The sequence below is a fragment of the Carboxylicivirga fragile genome (genome assembly GCF_050589805.1).
In the GTDB taxonomy this organism is placed as follows: Bacteria; Bacteroidota; Bacteroidia; order Bacteroidales; family Marinilabiliaceae; genus Carboxylicivirga; species Carboxylicivirga fragile.
In genome coordinates this window covers 44,883-65,147 of sequence record NZ_JBNGOY010000005.1, presented here as the reverse complement: position 1 = coordinate 65,147, position 20,265 = coordinate 44,883, and the positions used below count along the sequence as shown (strand labels likewise).

Genomic DNA, 20,265 nt, shown 5'->3' with positions numbered 1-20,265 from the left:
TATTATTGGAAGCTTCCATTGTATTGTAAAAATAGTTTAAAATATCAATCATAAATTATAAAAAGTAATGAGGCGTTGTACACAAGTTTTAAACAATTTTTAAGAGCTTTATTCACAATTTGTATTTTCAATAAAATGCATTGTTATCTTTGCAAAAAAAACACAACAAATGATTTTTAAATCAATTGCTTTAGCTGCTGATCATGCTGGTTTTCCAGTAAAAGAATTAGTAAAGGAATACCTTATTAAAAATAACTTTCAAGTTAAGGATTTTGGAACACACTCAGAAGAGAGTACAGATTATGCAGATTACGCTCATCCGATGGCTTCTGCTGTGGAAGACGGTGACTATGAAATAGGTATAGCTGTTTGCGGTAGTGGAAATGGTATTAATATGTCTGTTAATAAACATCAAGGCATTAGAGCGGCTTTATGTTGGTCAGTTGAAATTAGTGAAATGGCACGCCTTCATAACAACGCGAATATCTGCACAATACCTGGTAGATACGTAAGTAATGAAGAGGCTATTAAGATTGTTGAAAAGTTCGTAACTACTTTATTTGAGGGTGGTCGTCATCAAGCTCGAATTGATAAAATTCCTGTGTAATTGGATTTATTTTATAGATCTGCTTATTTTAAAAAATGTGGAATACGGATTGTATAAGGAAAGCTGCTGAAATTGTATTTTAGTAGCTTTTTTGGTTATTAGATGTATTAAAGAGTTGTTAAAAACTTAGTCTTATATAAAGAAAGAATAAAAAGACTTAAAGGTTTTATAATGATTTTATTTATTTTAGCCTTCAAACAATAGAAAGATGTTATCAAATACTTGTAAGTACGCTATTAGAGCTGTTATTTATCTAGCTGTAAATGAAGAAGAAGGAAAGAGAATAGGCATAAAGCACATTTCAAAAGAGTTGGATATTCCAACACCTTTTTTGGGTAAAATACTACAAAGCTTAGCAAAACAGAAGCTTTTAAAAAGTACTAAAGGTCCACATGGTGGTTTTAGTATTGGAAAAAAACCAGAGGATATTACTTTGTATGATATTGTTTCTATTATTGATGGTGAAGATGTATTTACAAATTGTTTGATTGGATTACATAGTTGTAAAACAAATAATCAAGAAGGACATGCTTGTCCGGTGCATGATCAGTATAGCTCTATACGAAAACAAATGACTGAATTTTTCAAAACAGAGTCAATTTCAAAAATTATGACCAATATGGAAGATAAGAGTCACTACATAAAATTATAGTGGTTTTTTGAAAAATGGAAACAGTATTAATGTAACAAGTATTCTATTGTCTTTAAGCTGTTTTACAGTGAAGTAAGCTAAAATAATACCGACTGTATTTGCAAGCATGTCTTTCCATTCAGCTCCACGATAATCTGTTAATAATAGCTGAGCTAATTCCATTATTGCACCCCAAATAAGAGGCAAGATAAGTACTTGTATTCCTTTAGTTATTTTATACTTGTGATGTAGATAATATTCAAACATTAGTGTAAAAGCGAGGGTGAAATACATTATGAAATGAACAATTTTATCGAAATGTGGTATAGTAACTATATTACCGGGTTCAATTCTACTGGTATCCATTAAACTTAAAATAGTAACAGCTAATAAAATGCATAGGGTTTTATGATATCTAATTATTCTTGCCATTTTTGGTTTTTACTGTTGATAAACTATATAATACTGTTGAAAAAATGTTGATAAACCTGTTAATAAAGCATTACTACACAGTGTTTCACGTGAAACAATTCCAGTAATGGCGGGCATTTACATACATATTCCATTTTGTTATTCGCGTTGTTCATATTGCGATTTTTACAAAACTACAGATCAGACTTTAAAAAGCGATTTTTTAGAAGCAATTTGTGATGAAATTATCTTAAATGCTTCATTTTTTAAAGATAATCAAATATCCACATTGTATTTTGGTGGAGGAACTCCGTCTGTTCTTTCCTTACAAGAACTGCAAAGTATATTTAATTGTTTATCTGATTTCGTAAATTTATCGGAACTGGATGAGATTACAATGGAAGTCAATCCCGATGATGTATCTGAAGCATATATTCAAGGTTTGATTGAACTAGGTGTTAATCGCCTTAGCATGGGTATTCAAAGTTTTTTTGATGCGCATTTGCGTAAAATGAATCGACGCCATAATGCCAAACAAGCCATTAATGCAGTTGAAATCGCTAAAAAATCAGGTATCAATAATATTAGTATAGATCTGATTTATGGCTTGCCATACATGACATTTGATGAGTGGAAAAAAAATGTAAAAATGGCCTTAGACTTAAAAGTTGAGCATATTTCTGCTTATCATTTAACCATTGAAAAAGGAACACCTTACTACGATTTACTTAAAAAAGGCAAACTGACGGAAATTAATGAAGAAGATAGTGAACAACAGTTTGAATACTTGGTTAGTAAACTTGAAGAAGCTGGATTCAGTAATTACGAGATATCAAATTTTGCCTATGGTAAGCTAATATCTCAACACAATAGTAATTATTGGACGGGTAAAAAGTATTTAGGATTAGGCCCATCAGCTCATTCATTTGATGGGAAAAAGCGAAAGTGGAATATTAGCCATTTATCAAAGTATAACGAACAGCTAAAAGGTAAACAAAAGTATTGGGACGAAGAGCTTTTATCCGACACAGATATATACAATGAACGGATAATGCTTGGTTTACGTACTTTAAAAGGATTTAATTCGGATTTTATTAAGCGTGTTAATAACGATATTAAAAGCTTTTTTGAACAAGAATTAGTTCAACAAATTAAACTAGGAAACATTGAAAAAGATGATGTGTATTATCGGGTTCCAAAATCGAAACGGTTTATCACCGATCGTATAATATCAGATTTCTTCTATATTGATGAATAATGAGTAACAAAACTGGTATACTAGCAACTTATGTATCAATAATTCTTAATGTTGCTTTATTTGCTATAAAACTATGGGCTGGCATCGTTAGTGGTTCAATCGCTATAATAGCTGATGCCTGGCATACATTAAGCGACAGTATCTCATCCGTAGCTGTTTTAATTGGTTTAAAATTATCAGCTAAACCTGCAGATAATAATCACCCTTATGGACATGGCCGCGCAGAATTAGTATCTTCTTTAGTAGTAGGTATTTTGTTAGCTGTAATTGGTTTTAACTTCTTAGTTGAGTCCATTGTTAAACTTCGTGCTCACGAAGAGGTTCAGTTTGGTACTTTGGCTATAGTTGTTACAGTTATTTCTGCTATTGTGAAAGAAATTATGGCTCAGTATTCTATATTTATTGGTAAGAAAACGAACTCAAAATCAATGGTTGCTGATGGATGGCATCATCGCTCCGATGCTATTTCGTCTGTTATTATATTGATAGGAATATTTATTGGTAATTATTTTTGGTGGATAGATGGTGTCTTAGGTATTATTGTTTCTTTATTGCTGTTTTATACAACTTATTCTATACTAAAAGAGAACATTAGTATATTATTAGGCGAGGCTATTGATGAGGATTTAAAGGAAGAAATAATTGGATTTTCTGCGGAAGTAAGTGACGAAGATATTCAGCCCCATCATTTTTTAGTGCATCAATACGGTAATCATACCGAACTAACATTTCATATTAATTTACCCGGAAGTTTTAGTTTGGATAAAGGCCATATTATTGCTACCAAGTATGAAAACATTATTAAGGAGCGATGCAATATTGAGGCAACGGTTCATATTGATGCCATATAAAAATAAGCTTGCAGAAATAAATCCACAAGCTCATTCAATAATTTATCATCAAATATTCTAGTAATTCAAAGTTCTTCCTGTAATTGCGATAAATATATCTAGTTCACGAAGTTTTGAATTGATTTTAAGCAATTCTGAAATTTTTATCAGTCCTATTTTATAAGAATTATCTGGCCCAGTATATTCTTCTGAAATTGATTCAAAATTGAAATGTTTCAAATCATCTGAATTTTTATACCTCACATATAATTCAATGGCTTTTTCTTTTGAATAGTTAAAACCACCTGAATAGTTCAATTTTTTATACTCATATGCATAGTTGTGAGCCAAAGCGGTAATATCTGATAATACAGCTGATCCGGTTGGATGCGCTCCTGCCCCTTTACCAAACATAAATTGTTTGTCGTAGGCTTTTCCTTTAATTACAACACCGTTAAATTCGTCTTCAACGCTATAAATGTATTTGTCTTTTCTTACGAAACGCGGTAGAACAAATAAAGAAATATTCTTGTCCTGAAGACGTTCAACTTGGGCCACAAGCTTTATTTTATAATCTTTTTCTCGAGCGTATTGAATATCAAAATCTGAGATATTTGAAATACCATAGGTTAATACATCCTTCGGATCAATTACAGTTCCAAAACTATGTAAGGTTAAGATAATAAGCTTAAATAGTGAATCGTATCCCTCAACATCAAACGAAGGATCACTTTCGGCAAAACCTAAATCCTGTGCATCTTTTAACGCACTTTGGTACGATTGGTTATGATCAAATATTTTAGATAGAATGTAGTTTGATGATCCATTTAAAATACCTGTTACCGATAATAACAGATCATTGTCGTAATATTCTTCAAGGTTACGTATGATAGGAATACTTCCACAAGCGGATGCTTCGTACAATAAAGAAACCTTATTTTCTTTTTGTAATTGAAGCATTTCTGGCATGTTTTCAGCTAACATTTTTTTATTAGCCGAAACAACATGTTTACCTTTTTGAAGTGCTTTTTTTACAATGTGATAGGCTTCATCTGCATTATCAATTAATTCAACAACTGTATTAATTGAATCATCGTTTAATATTTCATCGGCTTCGTAACAAAAGAAATGGTCTGCTAAACTTCTTTCTTTCTTGTTCTTAACACAAATTTTAGAAATTTCAGCATCAAACGAAGGACTGGTTTGTAATACTTCATATAATCCTTGTCCAACTACGCCGAATCCAAATAATCCGATGTTTAATTTTTGTTTCATGGTTAAAGTTTATTGTGGTTCATGCTCTGTCTGCAAAAGTAAAGCGAATTAATTGTTTTAAAAATACCCCAAATCCCCTGAAGGGGACTTAGCCTCCCTCTTTAGGGGAGGTTGGAGGGGTGATTTTAATATAAAGTTTTAATTAATAACATGTTATAATTCAATAATAACCCATTATCTGTAAGAATAAAACTTTTACAGATTATTAAATGACTGTTCGATATCTGCCTTAATATCATCGATATGTTCTATTCCAACAGATAAACGAAGCAAGCCTGGCTCAACACCGGAAGCCTTTTGTTCTTCGAGCGATAATTGTTCGTGAGTGGTTGAACTAGGGTGAATAATCAAAGATTTTGCATCACCAATATTCGCTAAATGACTGATTAAATTTAAATTGTTAATAAACTTGTCAGCATCATCTGTTCCACCTTTAATTTTAAAGCTTAATACACCACCAAATCCTCGCTTTAAGTATTTTTTAGCCAGCTGGTGATAGGCACTTGATTTTAATCCTGGATAACTCACATAATCTACTTTCTCATGATTTTCTAACCACTCGGCTATTTTTTGTGCATTCTCAACATGGCGATCTACTCGGAGTGATAAGGTTTCTAAACCTTGAATTAATAAGAAGGAATTAAAAGGACTTAATGCCGCTCCAAAATCGCGCAAACCTTCTACCCTTGCTCTAATAATAAATGCAATGTTGCCAAATTGACTTCCGGCTCCAAATACATCCCAAAATTTCATGCCATGGTACCCTTCTGATGGTTCGGTAAATTGTGGAAATTTACCATTGCCCCAATTAAAGTTTCCGCCGTCAACAATTACTCCACCAATTGAAGTACCATGTCCGCCAATCCATTTAGTAGCTGATTCTACTACTACATTGGCACCATGTTCAATTGGGCGAAATAAATAACCGCCAGCTCCAAAAGTATTATCTACAACCAGTGGGATATTGTGTTTCTGAGCAATAGCAGCTATGGCTTCAAAATCAGGAATATTAAAACGAGGATTACCAATAGTTTCGATGTAAATAGCTTTAGTATTTTCGTCGATAGCTGCTTCAAAAAGTGAAGGTTCATCGCCTTCAACAAATTTTACTTTTATACCCAGGCGTTTAAATTGAACCTTAAATTGGTTGTAAGTACCACCGTATAGGTAGGATGTGGAAACAAAGTTATCACCGGCTTCTAAAAAGTTAGTGAGGGCAATAAATTGAGCTGCTTGTCCCGATCCAACTGCTAAAGCACCTACTCCACCTTCCAATGCAGCGATACGCTTTTCAAATACATCCGTGGTAGGATTTTGTATTCGAGTATAAATGTTGCCAAACTCTTTTAGACCAAAAAGATTAGCAGCATGTTCCGAATCTTTAAAAAGGTAAGAACTGGTTTGGTAAATTGGTACTGCTCTCGAAAGCGTTGTTTCGTCCACATCATGCCCTGCATGTAATTGTAGTGTTTCAAAATGAAAATCAGACATTGTATTTAGTTTTTATGGTTAATGTTCTTACAATCAAAATCTACCGTTGCTTACGCACCGGTCTGTTTGTTTTGAAATTTGTTTGATTTTCAGATACGATGCGTTGTGACAATTATCTTGTCATCATCATACACATCATCATGTTCCACGATGAACTGTTCGATTGCTGAATGCGATCGATTTTGGTAGAAATTATATGAGTAACTGTTTGTTTCATATACGACAACAAATAAAAGATTATTTAGTCTTAAAACAAAAAAGTTCAGGAATTAAATATTAAATTATTTTTTATCACTTGAAATAAGTGTATGAAATTCAGTAGGTTATTTTTAATAAGATGTATTGCCAATATTCTATTTCTTAAAATATTGAGATTTTTTTAAGAAATAAAGCAACCTTTAATAAACACTTACGTCTAAGTTTATTGATCGGGAATAGTATTTGAGTATTAATAATTAAGGTTTTATCACCTATTAAAAATTAATGTATTATGAGAATTGCTTTAATGAATTCCCTGAAAGGTAGTATTAGAAATATTGAAATACCAGTTCGTTTTTTAATTCTTCAGATTTTTCTTCTATCGATTATTTCGCTACTTGTAATTTATTAAACTGATTAGATTTTTTTAAATTTTAGTACCTCAATTCTTATTGAAATTGGGGTACAATTGTTTTATTCCCTTTCCCGCTTGAAACAATACGCATCCCCATAAATAATTACTCCCATCTTTTTGTTTAAATAATATACTAAGTAATTAAACACGAAGGAACTATTGATTTTTTTGTGTGGTCAAACGAAAGATAATGGTAGATTTTATCAAATAACTACCTATAATAATTACCTAAATATGATGATTGATTGGACAATTGGCGCAAAGTAAATTTGTGCTCGACTAATCGACATCTGAATGAAGAAAAAAGGATATGTAATTATTGCTATAGCAATGTTACATTTTTATACTAATGCACAATTATCAGTTGAAGGAATTGTCTTAGATGCACAGACAAAACAAGCAATCCCATATTGTAGTGTTGTTTTAAACAACGAATCATTAGGGTGTATCACTGATTTAAAAGGTCAATTTAGTTTAGCAATACCACAAGTTAATGAGGTGCGTATTACTATCAGATGTTTATCGTACCAATCGATGGATACGCTTATAAAAATTCCTACTGCCCCAATTATTATAAAATTACCACGACAAACTTTAGCATTGCCTGATATTAACGTAATCGCTAAAACCAATGCACAGATTAGTTCATCTTCATTAATTGATCAAACGGCCTTACAACATATTCAACCCTCATCGTTAACTGAAGTATTACAATTACTACCCGGAGGATTAACACAAGATCCGAATATGAGTAGTCCCAATAAAATTAGCTTACGACAAGTAGGTTCAGACAATAACACCTCTATGGGTGTTAATATTATTATTGATAAAATCCCACAAAACAATGACGGAAACCTTCAACGCTCCTTCCACAGTGATAATGATATAAGCGATAATAATACGGTTGGCATAGGTCATGATTTACGCCAAATTAGTACTGATGATATTGAAAAGGTAGAAGTAATTACTGGAATTCCTTCTGCAAAATATGGTGATTTAACTTCTGGAGCCATCATTATTACACCCAAATCGGGTTTAACGCAATGGGTAGGACGTTTTAAAACGGATATCAAAAACAAGTTATTTTCACTTAATAAAGGATTGCAAATATCAGATAGAGGAGGATATATTAATCTAGGACTTGATTACCTCGATTATACCAGTGATCCACGCAATCCACTTAATAACTATCAACGTATTACGTCATCTCTTCGTTATAAAAAACAATTTAAAATTTATGGTAAAAATTTAATTACAAAGCTTAATCTAAGGTATATAAAAACTATTGACAGTGAAAAATCTGATCCCGAATTAAATAATGGAAAAGAGGATTATTATACTGCTGATTATCAAAAAATAAATGCATCATTTAACGCTGATTATTACATTCAGAGCAAGGTGATCGATAAGCTAAGTTTTGATGTATCTTATGCAATAACACGTGATGTTCTTGAACGTAGTAAATTCATTTCTGTAAATGGACCTTTGCCACAACCAATAAGTGTTAATGAAGGTGTTCATAAGGCTGTTTATCTACCTTCTCAATATCAGGCTTACATTAAAATTGATGGCAAACCGCAAGATATCTATGCAAATCTAAACTTAGATAAAGCTTTTAAATTAAGTAGTACTCACCATAAGTTATTAATCGGGACGAATGTTTCATCCGTTAAAAATAGTGGACAGGGAGAAATATATGATGTTACTCGCCCTTTATCAAGTAGCACTAAATCAAGTCGTCCTAGAAATTTTAATGATATTCCAGCTTTAACAAAATTCTTCGTTTTTATTGAAGATGATATCAGTTTTAAGCTTGGAAATTATTCTTTTAATACAAAGATTGGACTAAGAAGTTCACAGCTTTTAGGTATTGATGCTGCTTATACTTTAAGTAATAAAGTGTATCTCGATCCGCGTATTAATGCTCGGATAAATCTGCCTGCTATTAAATCCGGACAATCCAATGTACAATTATGGTTAGGTTTTGGATACGGTGTACATACTAAGTTACCTATTACGTATCACCTCTATCCTCACGATGTTTATTCTGATATTATTGAACTAAATTATTTCTCACAAAATCCTGATTTAAGAACAATTTACACGAGAACCTTTATTGATAAGCCTGTCAACCATTTGTTAGAAGCATCTCGAAATGAGAAAAAGGAACTATCATTGGGAGTTAACTGGAATGGGTTTAATCTTAATACTACACTTTTTCATGAATACATGGATACTGGCTTTACCTCAGAAAGGGTATATCGCTCACTAACTTACAACCGTTACAATCCATCATCATTATCATCAGAAGGATTAACAGCTCCACCGACCCTAAATCAATTTGATTACAATGCGAAAAAAACATTTGATGGTATAACTAACTATACCAATGGTAGTATTGTAGACAAGAAAGGCATTGAATATTCCATGTCATTTCCTAAAATTAATACTTTATACACACAGATAAGCTTGATTGGTGCTTGGTTTAAAACCTATTACTCAAGTAAGGTTATAGATACAGATCATCCTAATGTGGTATTATTCAATGAGGAGTATCCATATGTTGGATATTATGGTGCTACAAATTATAAAAAGGAACAGTTTAATACCAACTTCAGATTTGATACTCACATTCCATTATTACGAATGATATTTACGCTTGATACACAAGCGGTTTGGTATTATAATCGAAAAATTGAATGGCAATCGGAATACCCTTTATATTATATGGATAGTGACGAAATTATCCATGATTATAAAGTAACGGATGCTGATGATCCAAGCTTACGACATTTAATGCTGTCATTCAATGATCATTATTTTGATAATGATCCAATACCCCTTTCACTGGACATGCATATAAAAATGACAAAAGAAATTGGCGAACATTTACGAGTAGCTTTTTATGTTAATCGTTTACTCAGCTATTATCAATCCTATACAGATAAATATGGTCGTCAATTGGAACGAAAATCTAATACAATCGGTGGGCCTTCAAGCCTCTATTTTGGAGCAGAACTTAAATTGAGAATATAATATTAAAACAAATATTTATTAGTTATGAAAAAAACATTTTTATTACAGCTATTACTTGCTATCGCTATTATGACCACATGTTATTCGTGTGAAGATGATGAAGTAACACCAGTAACTACTTTAGAAATTCAGGTTACTATTCCTGACGAATTAGTAGAGGAAGAAAAAGAAGGTTTAAATGTAACATTGAGCAGTCAATCGACCAATAAAACATATACTGGAGTAACAGACTTGAATGGCTATGTACAAATTGTGGTGAATGAGGGCATTTATAACCTACAAGTTAATAGTAACATGGAATATGCTACTTCCTATTTAGTTGGTTCCATCGAAAACTTAAGTGTTATTGGTGCAACACAAAAAGAATCTGTCGATTTGATGGTAAGTATTGTGAGTAACTCCTGGGTGCTTAAAGAGCTTTATTTTACAGGTTCAAGAACGCCAGAAGATAAATCATATTATAAAGACAAGTATTTTGAATTAGTTAATAACTCAGATGTTCCATTATATGCCGATGGTATTTCTTTGTGTGAGTCAGATGGGGGAACTTATAGTGATGTATATGAATGGGAATCAATAGTTAGTCTCAACGATGCTTTTGTTGCTGGTACGGTGTATACAATACCTGGGGATGGTGATGATTACCTTATACAACCAGGAGAAAGTGTCATATTAGCTGATTTAGCGATTAATCATACTTTGGAGAATGCTAATTCGTATGATTTAAGCCATGCTGATTTTGAATGGTACGATGAGCATAAATTGGATAGTGATGTACCTGAAGTGCCAAACATGATAAAGAATTTTTCATACTCAGCTTCAATTTGGACACCTCATAACCGTGGTTTCAAGTCTTATGTAATTTTCAAGGCAGAAGGTTCAATGGAAAGCTTTATCACCAATAATACCATTGAAGGTCAAACTGCATCGGGCATACCAAAGTTTCGAGTTAAAGTACCAAATGATTTGATTCTAGATGCCGTTGAGATGAGCACACCAACTAGTTTTACAACTAAAGTATTGTCTTCGTCTTTAGATGCTGGATGGGCGCATTGTGGTGATGAAGGTACAGAACGCTATGGAAAATGTGTACGTCGTAAAGTTGAAAAAGTAGTAGATGGTCGTAAGGTGTATCAGGATACAAATAATTCGACCAATGATTTTGAGGCAACTGTAACACCAATGCCAGGTAAATAATGAAAAATAAGCTATTACAAAATTATGCAATAGTAGCTTTATTTATAATAGCAAACATGCCATTTTCACTACTGTCACAATCAGTAGTGAAAGTGGCTGATTTGCAGTTTTCCAAACAAGTAGTTGATTCAGTTTGGTTAAGTAACCCAGCTATGCAGGATGGATTGTACCATTCCTCTTTTTATGATTTGCAGTTGAAATTAAATCGTTGGAAGCATTCGAAGTTGAATAATCCAATACATGGAAATAAATCCAATACATGGCAGCTAAATATCGAATCGTACAATATAAAGAACAATACAACCTTATTTAGCAAGGTTTATTACAAAAAGGGTAATACCGAAAATGTACAATGGAATAATGTGGATTTAATCGAAGAGATTGGCCCATATTGGGTGGCGGACACAACCAAAGGAACAAATGAATTTGAACATTACTTTTTTAACGGTGGTATTGCCCATCGTTTTGAGAAATTAACATTGGCAATTGAAGGGAGTTTTTTGGCAAAAATTCTTTATAAAACGGTTAATCCGAGAGTTAAAAATATATCCAATTCAATCAGAATAGTACCTGGTATTAAATATAATACAAGTCGATATTCTAGTGGATTTAGTATTGGTTTTGAAAGTTACAAGCAAGATTCAGATACCCGTATTTATGATGATAGCGGGAGAAAAGATTTTTTCTATATGCTTGAGGGATTAGGTTACTATGACTATAAACTATCACAAACAGCATCGAGCTATGGTATTTATTATGCCATGCAAAAATGGTCAGCAAACATGCAAATTCGCCCAATAGTTAAGGGTATTTATGCAAATATATTATTTCAACAAAGTATAAATGAGATGGGTATGAGTGATATTATTCCTAACATTTATCGCTTTGAGAATATTCATTTTAAAGCTGGTTGGCAAAACAAAACTGATAACTCGGAATTTCGTCTTGGACTAAAAGGCGAGCACCGGAAAGGGAACGGAAAAGAACGGGTTTACGAAACAGTGATTATTGAGCCCAATACAGATTTAACTGACAAACGATTACTTACTGAAAGTGATAATTATAGTAAAAAAACAGATGTTCTTACACTCGAAGCTATGTTGTCTTCCAAACGACAAGTGAAAGTTAAGTACATTTTAAAAGCGTTTTACCAGATGGGTCAATATAATGAAGACTATCTGGATGTGAGTGTTTTAAAATACAATTTTAATAAATGGCAAGTTAAATCATATATTCAGTACCATTTAAATGACTCATTTATTGAATTTGTAGCTAGTTATCTGAATTACAATACAACAAATGCCAGTTTAAAAGGCTTACCTGATACTAAAGTGAGCAGCGATTTAATCTTACCATATTTTCAATTTATCAGTGCGGCATATTCTCAATATCAATTCGAATTCAAATACAATTATCAGTTGAGAAACAGCAGTACAATTTGCCTGGCACTTAAATATGAAAATGCCAATTCAACACAAATAAATAATCAACAGACATCTATTCATTTAGCTTATATTTTTTAAACTATGCAAGCAATAGTACAATGTAAAAACCTCACTCATTATTATGGTAAGCGCTGTATTTATGAGAATTTAAATTTTGAAATTCCTAAAGGTCGTATTCTTGGGCTTCTTGGAAAAAATGGAACAGGGAAAACAACCACCATAAATATACTTAATGGCTATTTAAAACCGCGTAGTGGCGAGTGTTTGATGTTTGGAGAAAACTCAGCTAAACTATCGCCTGAGACCAAACAAAAAGTCGGTTTATTGATAGAAGGGCATGTACAGTATCCTTTCATGAATATTGCTGAGATAGAGAAATATTACTCAGCTTTTTATCCGAAATGGAAAAAAGAAGCTTATTGGGATTTAATGAAATTATTGAAAGTTGACCCCAAACAAAAGCTGTCGCAGATGTCGTGTGGTCAAAAATCTCAAGTGGCGCTTGGATTAATTTTGGCACAAGATGCTGAACTTTTGATATTGGACGATTTCTCAATGGGACTTGACCCAGGCTATCGTGTATTGTTTGTTGATTTTTTGAGTGAGTATGCTCGAGCCGAAGAAAAAACTGTATTTGTTACTTCGCATATTATTCAAGATATGGAGCGCTTGATAGATGATTGCATGATCATGGATTATGGCCGTATTATTCTTCAAATGCCAGTTAAAGACTTGTTGGAAAATTTTCGTCGTTACCGTTTTAAAAGTAAAGGGATAAGTGCTTTTGATCATTTAAAAGATTTATATCATCCGGTATCCATAAAAGGACAAACTGAGGTTTATTCGATGCTAAGCAAGTCAGAAGTAGCTAAGTTGCTCAGCCAAAGTGGAATTAATGATATAGAAATCAAGGAGGAGAAACTAACGCTTGAAGAAGCTTTTATTGGCTTAACCGGAAAATACTAAAAAATGGAAAAAGCACTTTTATATAAGGAATGGAAAAAGACACGCATCTTCTCCATTAGCATTGCATTGGTCGCCATTGTTTTATCGGCTTATATCATGCTGAAAGCAGGACGTTCATTTCGTATTGCTGGGATGGAGCATTTGTGGGATGTTATTGTTAATCGAAAACAATTCATTTTTAAAGAATTAAAATATTTCCCGATTGCTGCTGGTTTATGTATTGGATTTGCTCAGTATTTTCCAGAGATAGTTCAAAAACGTATTAAGCTGTCGCTTCATTTACCATTAAATGAAAATAAAGTTGTGATGTTGATGCATACGTATGGAATGGGTGTTTTGCTATGTGTATTTTTCATTCAGATGTTAGCATTTACTATTTTCTCGAGTATTTATTTCCCATTTGAGTTTATGCTTAATTCATTACAAACCATTGCTCCATGGTACCTTGCTGGTTTTGTTACCTATATGTTTGTTGCTATGATTTGTTTAGAGCCTGTTTGGAATAGGCGCGGAATTAATTCACTCCTGGCTATCGGTACAATTTATCTGTTTTTGTTGTCGGGTACACCAGCAGCATATGAACATACAATGTGTTTATTCTTGATTGTAAGTCTATGGATTTTTCCGTTTGGACTATTATCTATCAAACGTTTTAAAGAAGGTAAACAAGGCTAATAAATAAGAAAATATGAAACGAGCCATGATTACAATTTCTCACACAGGAGAATGATTATTTTTCAGGCGAGTTCCATCCCGATAGCTATCGGGAGGCAATAGAAAAAAATATAATCATATGAAACTTATAAGATATTCAATAATAATATTAGCCACCTTAATTTTGGCATGGCAAATACCTAGTTTGTATCATATTGTATCTGATACATCTGGTAAAAATGTATTTACATATTACAGTTCTATCGAAGAGGCTTTTTGTTCCATCGATTTTGATGAAAAAGAAAATAAGCTCGTACGGAGTAACCTAAATAATGGCAAGGTTTATTCCGAAACAGATTTTGATAGTATTTTACCATTATTCTATTATCGACAATTATTGTCTGATGGACGCTTCCCTGATTCTATAAATGGTAAAGCCATATCAACCAAAGAAATAAATGCAAGTAATTTCTTTTACAGGTATAATGCCAAAGACAAGAATACACCTTCGATACCAATTTATACTTTATTCGAATCGTTTTCAGGACGTGTTAAATTGGAGATGCCAGGCGACGTATTTCGTATAACGAATTCTATTGAGTTTATAAATCCAATAACAAATGAGGTTGATCAAGAAAAGTCAGCACGTTTTATGCGCGTTTTTGAGCAAAGTAGTTTTGTATTTCCTGCGCGTGCTGCCTATGGTAATCCAAGTACACGTAAGCCATACGACGAGGGTTATTTCATAATAGATAATAAGGGGCAAATATTTCACCTGAAAATGGTTAATGGTAAGCCGTTTCTTCGTAACACTAATTTTCCTGAAGGCATCAACCCGGTTTTTATCGCTACACAAGAACCAAACGATAAGAGTTTTTATGCCTTTGTATTCGATGATAAAAACAAGGTTTATATTATAACAACTGATGGTTATAAGGTGGTACAAATTAAAACTCCTTTGTTTGATTTAAACAAGGATCGAATGATGGTTATGGCTAATCCCTTATACTGGAATGTTAATATTTTGTCGGTCAGAGGTAAAGAATCGTATGCTCTAAAGGCAAGTACAAAAGAAATAGTGGATAGTTTATCAATCTTACGACCCGTTGAGGAAGATTTTATTCTTTCATATGTTCTACCATTTGAACTCAGATTTAAATCAGGATCGAGTGATTACATAAAACCATTTATAAAGTTTGCCAAAATCTGGGTTTTACTAATTAATGTTTTATTGGCTATAAGTTATGGTTGGTTTGCAAGTAACAAAAATGGTAAATGGCCACTGTTCAATACTGTATGGATAATTCTAACAGGTCTATTTGGTTTAATACCCAGTATAATTTTTAAAAATTAAAAATTCCAAAATAAAGTCTTATGAAGAACGTAGTATTAATAATGTTATCGCTTGTAATAATTGTTGCATGCGGTCAAAAACAAAACAAAAAATCAGTAAAGGAAACTGAGCCAAAAGCTTTGGTATTGGATGTAACGCAAGTTTTACAAAATGCAGTAGACAATATTGATAAAGAAGTGGTTTTTAGGGGTTGGGTGAGTCATGTTTGCAAGCATTCCGGTCGACGTTGCTTTATCAAATCAGAGGATGGAAGTGTTTCTATACGTGTTGAAGCTGGTGGTAAAATCAATGGTTTTAATAAAGAACTTACAGGTACTCAAATGAAAGTTCAGGGAATACTTAAAGTGAAGAAATTATCGACACAATATATGGATGAGTGGCAAGCAAAACTTGAGGCCCAGGAGAATGATATTGAAGATGGTGGTGAACATTGTAGTGCAGAACTTGATAATATCAATGAGATGCGTGATTGGATGAAAGAGCACAACAAAGATTATTATCCAATATACTATGTAAATGGAATCGACTATGAAGTTTTAGGGGAATAATATGAACACTAAAAATATGCGTAAATGGCTCAGGAACATTCATCGTGACCTGGGCTATTTTTTTGTTGGCATTGTATTAATTTATGGAATATCAGGTATTTTACTTAACCACAAAATAACCGCTTACTCAACAGATAAACGGCAAGTTTATATTAGCAGTAATTTAAATAAGGACGAACTGGCAAGTTATTGGAAAAAGCAAAATCCTGATTTACAGTTGAAAAATATAATGTCTCAAAAAGGAGGGATGCAATTGTACTTGCAAGGTGGTATAGGTCATTATATTAGTTCATCCGGACAGTTAAATTACGAAACATACGACAGAAGTCTCTTGATTGATTTTGTGCATCGTTTACACTATAACACTATTAAAGGATGGAAATACATGGCTGATTTTTTTGCTATTTCACTTGTATTCTTTGCTATTTCGGGACTCTTTCTTAGTCGAGGAAAACATAGTTTTTCAAAACGTGGTAAATGGTTTACACTTATAGGTCTAATAATTACATGTGTATTCTTCTTCTGTTAATAGCACCATTTCGTTGGATAAGTTAATTTGATAACTGGGCCTAGAATAGTTTCAGAATAGAACATTTTGCTTTAGTATCATTTCATCTTCAGAACTGATACTAAAGTAATTTTATATAGGCCTTATGTAGAAAGGTTCTGAACTAAGGTTCTAATTGTCAAAAAATATTAAATCAAGGTTACCTAAAGGTTATTAAATTGAAAATTTTAAGATATTTGAGCTTTCAATTTTAATCAATCAATTAGTTCGAAAACTTAGGTTTAGTTATGAATTATTCATTCTTTGATCTGCTCACTCTTATTGGTTCCTTAGGATTATTTCTTTTCGGAATGAAGATGATGAGTGAGGCTCTTCAGAAGGTTGCTGGCTCACGAATGCGAAAGATACTTTCAGCCATGACCTCAAATCGCTTTCTTGGTGTTGTGACAGGATTTTTGGTGACAACTATTATTCAGTCATCGTCGGCAACTACCGTTATGGTGGTTAGTTTTGTTAATGCTGGTTTAATGACTTTAGTTGAATCCATAGGTGTAATTATGGGTGCTAACATCGGAACCACCGTTACGGGATGGATCATTACATTGTTTGGCTTTAAGGTTAATATTAGTGCTTATGCACTGCCAATGATTGGTTTGGGCTTGCCATTAATCTTTTCAAAAAACTCAACACGACGTTCTTGGGGTGAATTTATAGTTGGATTTGCCTTATTATTTCTTGGATTGGATTTCTTAAAGGGTGCAGTGCCAAATATCAAAGAAAATCCTGAAGTTCTAAGCTTTTTGCAGCACTATACTAATTTAGGTTTCGGATCTACACTTCTTTTCTTGTTTATAGGTGCGCTTCTTACGGTTGTTATTCAATCTTCTAGTGCTACCATGGCATTAACCTTTGTAATGTGTAATCAAGGTTGGATACCCTTCGAATTGGCTGCTGCTATGGTAATGGGTGAAAATATTGGTACCACTATAACGGCTAATATCGCCGCTGCTGTTGGTAATGTTTCGGCTAAGCGTGCAGCACGAGTCCATTTGTTGTTTAATATTATGGGTGTGATATGGATGTTGTGCATTTTCAATTGGTTTGTTGATGGTATAGATCAATTTGTTACAAATAAAAATGGTGTTTCACCATCTGAATCAGTATCTTCCATACCTGTTGCACTCTCATTATTCCACACATCGTTTAATATTCTTAATGTGCTTATTTTTATATGGTTTGTGCCATTATTTAATAAGGCAGTTATAAAAATGGTTCCTTCACAAGAAAATGATGGTGATGAAGAATTCCGATTGAAGTTTATTACAACAGGCATGTTGTCAACTTCTGAATTATCGATATTACAAGCGCGCAAAGAAATACATTGGTTTGGTGATTTAACTTATAAGATGTTTGGTATGGTGCGCAAATTAATGGGTACCAAAAAGGATAGTAAATTCACGAAGAAGTTTGCTCGAATTGAAAAATACGAAGGCATTTCTGATAATGTTGAGCTTGAAATTGCTAATTATCTAACACAGGTCAATCAGGGTAAACTTAGTTTAATTGGTCGCAGACGTGTTAGAGCGATGCTTAAGCTGGTTGATGATTTAGAAAGTATTGGCGATAGTAATTATAACCTGGCTCGTACCATAAATCGCATGCGAAATGCAAATGTTGATTTTGGTGAAGGTATTTTAACCAAGTTAGAATTGATGTTTAATTTGGTAGATGAAGCCTTAATTGTTATGCTCGAAAACCTTAATGAGGCTAATGAGGAGACCAATATAGAAAAGGCAAAATTCATTGAAACGGAGATAAATAACTACCGTAATCAATTGAAAATTGAACATTTAGATAACATTAAGAATAAGGTATATACCTATGAAGCAGGTATTATTTTTAATGATTTATTTTCGGAGTGTGAAAAATTGGGTGATTATGTGATTAACGTTAGCGAAGCGCTTTCAGAGATTAATCCTCAGTAAAAAATATAACTTTTTATAATACAAAAGCCACACTTCTATTGAAGTGTGGCTTTTGTGTTATAATGTAGTGGCTTATTCTATAATAAATCGAGCCATTATTTCGTATTCCAGTTTTAGCTTTTGAAACTCTACAATTACATTGTTAGTTTTAAAATTACTATCGCTACTAACCTTCATTAGCATATTGGCTTCCATGTTATTAGTTCGAGCAGCATAGTAATTTCTATTCTCTTGCATGTAAATAACTTTACCTGCCCTTTGACCAACAGCTTCAAGTAATTTCGAAGCTTTATTTTTGGCTGCCTTGGCTGCGTTTACTTTTACTTCCTGTCGGTATTCTTCTATTTTAGAATGGTCAAGTTTGGCAATGGTAATATTGGAGATATTCAATTTTTCCAGTTCTGTGAATATTTTCGCAACAGTCTCCCCATCATGCGCAATTAGTTCAAATTCTTTCGATGAATAGATGTCTGATTTTTTATGCCAGTAAGATTTAAAATTACTTGTAAAATCAATTACAGAAACATCATCCTTCATATTTAAACCAATATTTTTTAATGACTTAAGCATATCTTGCTCTAGTTTTTCAAGTGATGTTTTGGCTTTATTATCTTTTTCGCTGATGACAACTTTCAAATATATCATATCCGGAACGATTTCCATTTCAGCTTTACCATTAATCTCAATATAAGGCTGATCGATAAAGTTTTTCGTACCAACTTGAGCAATAATTGGTAATAAAATCAATAATAGCGAAGCAATTGAAATAATACGTTTCATAAGTTATTTAATTAGTGTTAGGTAATCTTACAACCAAATATCGTGCAAAAAATATTTACATTCTTAATCTATTTTCTGACCTTCAAAAATATGAATTGCGGCTTCTCCTAAATGGCCTTCACCCTCATTTAGTTTAGTGGTGAAACTTGAATTATTTATGATATTAAAACCCTTCAAACTATTTTCAAAGCTGGACTGAGAATAGAGCCAATCTATATTTTTTGGCCCGCCACTTTTATAAGCTAATTGTGTTGTATGAAAACCAACTATAAATAGTTTACCATTTGGTTTTAAACTCTTTGTTAATTGCTTAATCATTTCAAAAAAGGAATCAAGTGGCATGTGAAGGAAAACACAAGCAATGCAGTCGTAGAAGTTACTAGGAGCTTCATAAGTACTTACATCCTGAACGATATAGTTTATTTCAACTTGGTTTTGCTTAGCTAATTTTTCGGCTTTAAATTTACCTTCTTCACTAAAATCAATGGCCGTTACTTGCCATCCTAATTTTGCCGCGTATACAGCATTTCTACCTTCACCCTCACCTGGTAATAGTATTTTGCCAGGTTTTTCACGAAGAAGAAATTCTTTTAGCACTTCATTAACTTGCTGACCATAAAAGAACGTTTCTTCCTTGAAACGGGTATTCCACATTTCATTCATACTGTTTCTATAA

Annotated in this window: 18 protein-coding genes; 13 read left to right on the top strand and 5 right to left on the bottom strand. The window is 32.9% G+C overall.

The window, feature by feature from the left end; all coding sequences use genetic code 11:
- The first annotated feature begins 169 nt into the window (after positions 1 to 169).
- Positions 170 to 607: a ribose 5-phosphate isomerase B gene (gene rpiB / locus ACRD7B_RS03420; RefSeq protein ID WP_430823066.1), complete on the top strand. Its 438-nt coding sequence runs from the start codon at positions 170 to 172 to the stop codon at positions 605 to 607.
- A gap of 208 nt (positions 608 to 815) precedes the next feature.
- Positions 816 to 1,259: an RrF2 family transcriptional regulator gene (locus ACRD7B_RS03415; RefSeq protein ID WP_430823065.1), complete on the top strand. Its 444-nt coding sequence runs from the start codon at positions 816 to 818 to the stop codon at positions 1,257 to 1,259.
- Here the strand turns inward: ACRD7B_RS03415 and ACRD7B_RS03410 are convergent.
- Complete coding sequence (locus tag ACRD7B_RS03410) at positions 1,254 to 1,670, bottom strand: VanZ family protein (protein ID WP_430823064.1); 417 nt, start codon at positions 1,668 to 1,670, stop codon at positions 1,254 to 1,256. The genes ACRD7B_RS03415 and ACRD7B_RS03410 overlap by 6 nt on opposite strands.
- Positions 1,671 to 1,776: 106 nt before the next feature.
- On the opposite strand from ACRD7B_RS03410, the gene hemW reads away from it, so the two are divergent.
- Positions 1,777 to 2,907, top strand: a complete 1,131-nt coding sequence (gene hemW / locus ACRD7B_RS03405) for a radical SAM family heme chaperone HemW (protein WP_430823063.1) — start codon at positions 1,777 to 1,779, stop codon at positions 2,905 to 2,907.
- Complete coding sequence (locus tag ACRD7B_RS03400; protein WP_430823062.1) at positions 2,907 to 3,758, top strand: cation diffusion facilitator family transporter; 852 nt, start codon at positions 2,907 to 2,909, stop codon at positions 3,756 to 3,758. Before hemW ends, ACRD7B_RS03400 begins: the two co-directional genes overlap by 1 nt.
- 57 nt (positions 3,759 to 3,815) lie before the next feature.
- Here the strand turns inward: ACRD7B_RS03400 and ACRD7B_RS03395 are convergent, their stop codons facing one another.
- Together ACRD7B_RS03395 and ACRD7B_RS03390 are read right to left on the bottom strand one after the other, a co-directional pair.
- Positions 3,816 to 5,012, bottom strand: coding sequence for a homoserine dehydrogenase (locus tag ACRD7B_RS03395; protein WP_430823061.1), 1,197 nt, complete (start codon positions 5,010 to 5,012; stop codon positions 3,816 to 3,818).
- Between the two features lie 195 nt (positions 5,013 to 5,207).
- The gene (locus ACRD7B_RS03390; protein WP_430823060.1) at positions 5,208 to 6,503 is read right to left on the bottom strand and encodes an O-acetylhomoserine aminocarboxypropyltransferase/cysteine synthase family protein; all 1,296 of its coding nucleotides are present in this window, start codon (positions 6,501 to 6,503) and stop codon (positions 5,208 to 5,210) included.
- A 907-nt stretch (positions 6,504 to 7,410) separates the two neighbouring features.
- Between ACRD7B_RS03390 and ACRD7B_RS03385 the strand changes: the two genes are divergently transcribed.
- From ACRD7B_RS03385 to ACRD7B_RS03345, 9 genes are all read left to right on the top strand, one after another.
- Entirely contained in the window at positions 7,411 to 10,152 is a 2,742-nt protein-coding gene (locus ACRD7B_RS03385) for a TonB-dependent receptor (RefSeq protein ID WP_430823059.1), read from the top strand.
- A 24-nt stretch (positions 10,153 to 10,176) separates the two neighbouring features.
- On the top strand, positions 10,177 to 11,349 hold the full coding sequence (locus ACRD7B_RS03380; protein ID WP_430823058.1) for a DUF4876 domain-containing protein: 1,173 nt from the start codon (positions 10,177 to 10,179) through the stop codon (positions 11,347 to 11,349).
- 56 nt (positions 11,350 to 11,405) lie between these two features.
- Complete coding sequence (locus tag ACRD7B_RS03375; RefSeq protein WP_430823057.1) at positions 11,406 to 12,872, top strand: DUF6850 family outer membrane beta-barrel protein; 1,467 nt, start codon at positions 11,406 to 11,408, stop codon at positions 12,870 to 12,872.
- Positions 12,873 to 12,875: 3 nt separating this feature from the next.
- Positions 12,876 to 13,760, top strand: coding sequence for an ABC transporter ATP-binding protein (locus tag ACRD7B_RS03370; protein WP_430823056.1), 885 nt, complete (start codon positions 12,876 to 12,878; stop codon positions 13,758 to 13,760).
- Positions 13,761 to 13,763: 3 nt separating this feature from the next.
- Positions 13,764 to 14,435, top strand: a complete 672-nt coding sequence (locus ACRD7B_RS03365; RefSeq protein WP_430823055.1) for a hypothetical protein — start codon at positions 13,764 to 13,766, stop codon at positions 14,433 to 14,435.
- Between the two features lie 118 nt (positions 14,436 to 14,553).
- On the top strand, positions 14,554 to 15,768 hold the full coding sequence (locus tag ACRD7B_RS03360; protein ID WP_430823054.1) for a DUF4857 domain-containing protein: 1,215 nt from the start codon (positions 14,554 to 14,556) through the stop codon (positions 15,766 to 15,768).
- Positions 15,769 to 15,788: 20 nt separating this feature from the next.
- A complete protein-coding gene (locus tag ACRD7B_RS03355; RefSeq protein WP_430823053.1) occupies positions 15,789 to 16,316 on the top strand; it encodes a hypothetical protein in 528 nt (175 codons plus the stop codon).
- A gap of 1 nt (position 16,317) precedes the next feature.
- Positions 16,318 to 16,845, top strand: a complete 528-nt coding sequence (locus ACRD7B_RS03350) for a PepSY-associated TM helix domain-containing protein (protein WP_430823052.1) — start codon at positions 16,318 to 16,320, stop codon at positions 16,843 to 16,845.
- 266 nt (positions 16,846 to 17,111) lie between these two features.
- A complete protein-coding gene (locus ACRD7B_RS03345; RefSeq protein ID WP_430823051.1) occupies positions 17,112 to 18,809 on the top strand; it encodes a Na/Pi cotransporter family protein in 1,698 nt (565 codons plus the stop codon).
- A gap of 72 nt (positions 18,810 to 18,881) precedes the next feature.
- Here ACRD7B_RS03345 and ACRD7B_RS03340 read toward each other — a convergent pair whose 3' ends face one another.
- Complete coding sequence (locus ACRD7B_RS03340) at positions 18,882 to 19,589, bottom strand: SIMPL domain-containing protein (RefSeq protein WP_430823050.1); 708 nt, start codon at positions 19,587 to 19,589, stop codon at positions 18,882 to 18,884.
- 63 nt (positions 19,590 to 19,652) lie between these two features.
- Positions 19,653 to 20,252, bottom strand: a complete 600-nt coding sequence (locus ACRD7B_RS03335; RefSeq protein ID WP_430823049.1) for a class I SAM-dependent methyltransferase — start codon at positions 20,250 to 20,252, stop codon at positions 19,653 to 19,655.
- Positions 20,253 to 20,265 lie beyond the last annotated feature (13 nt).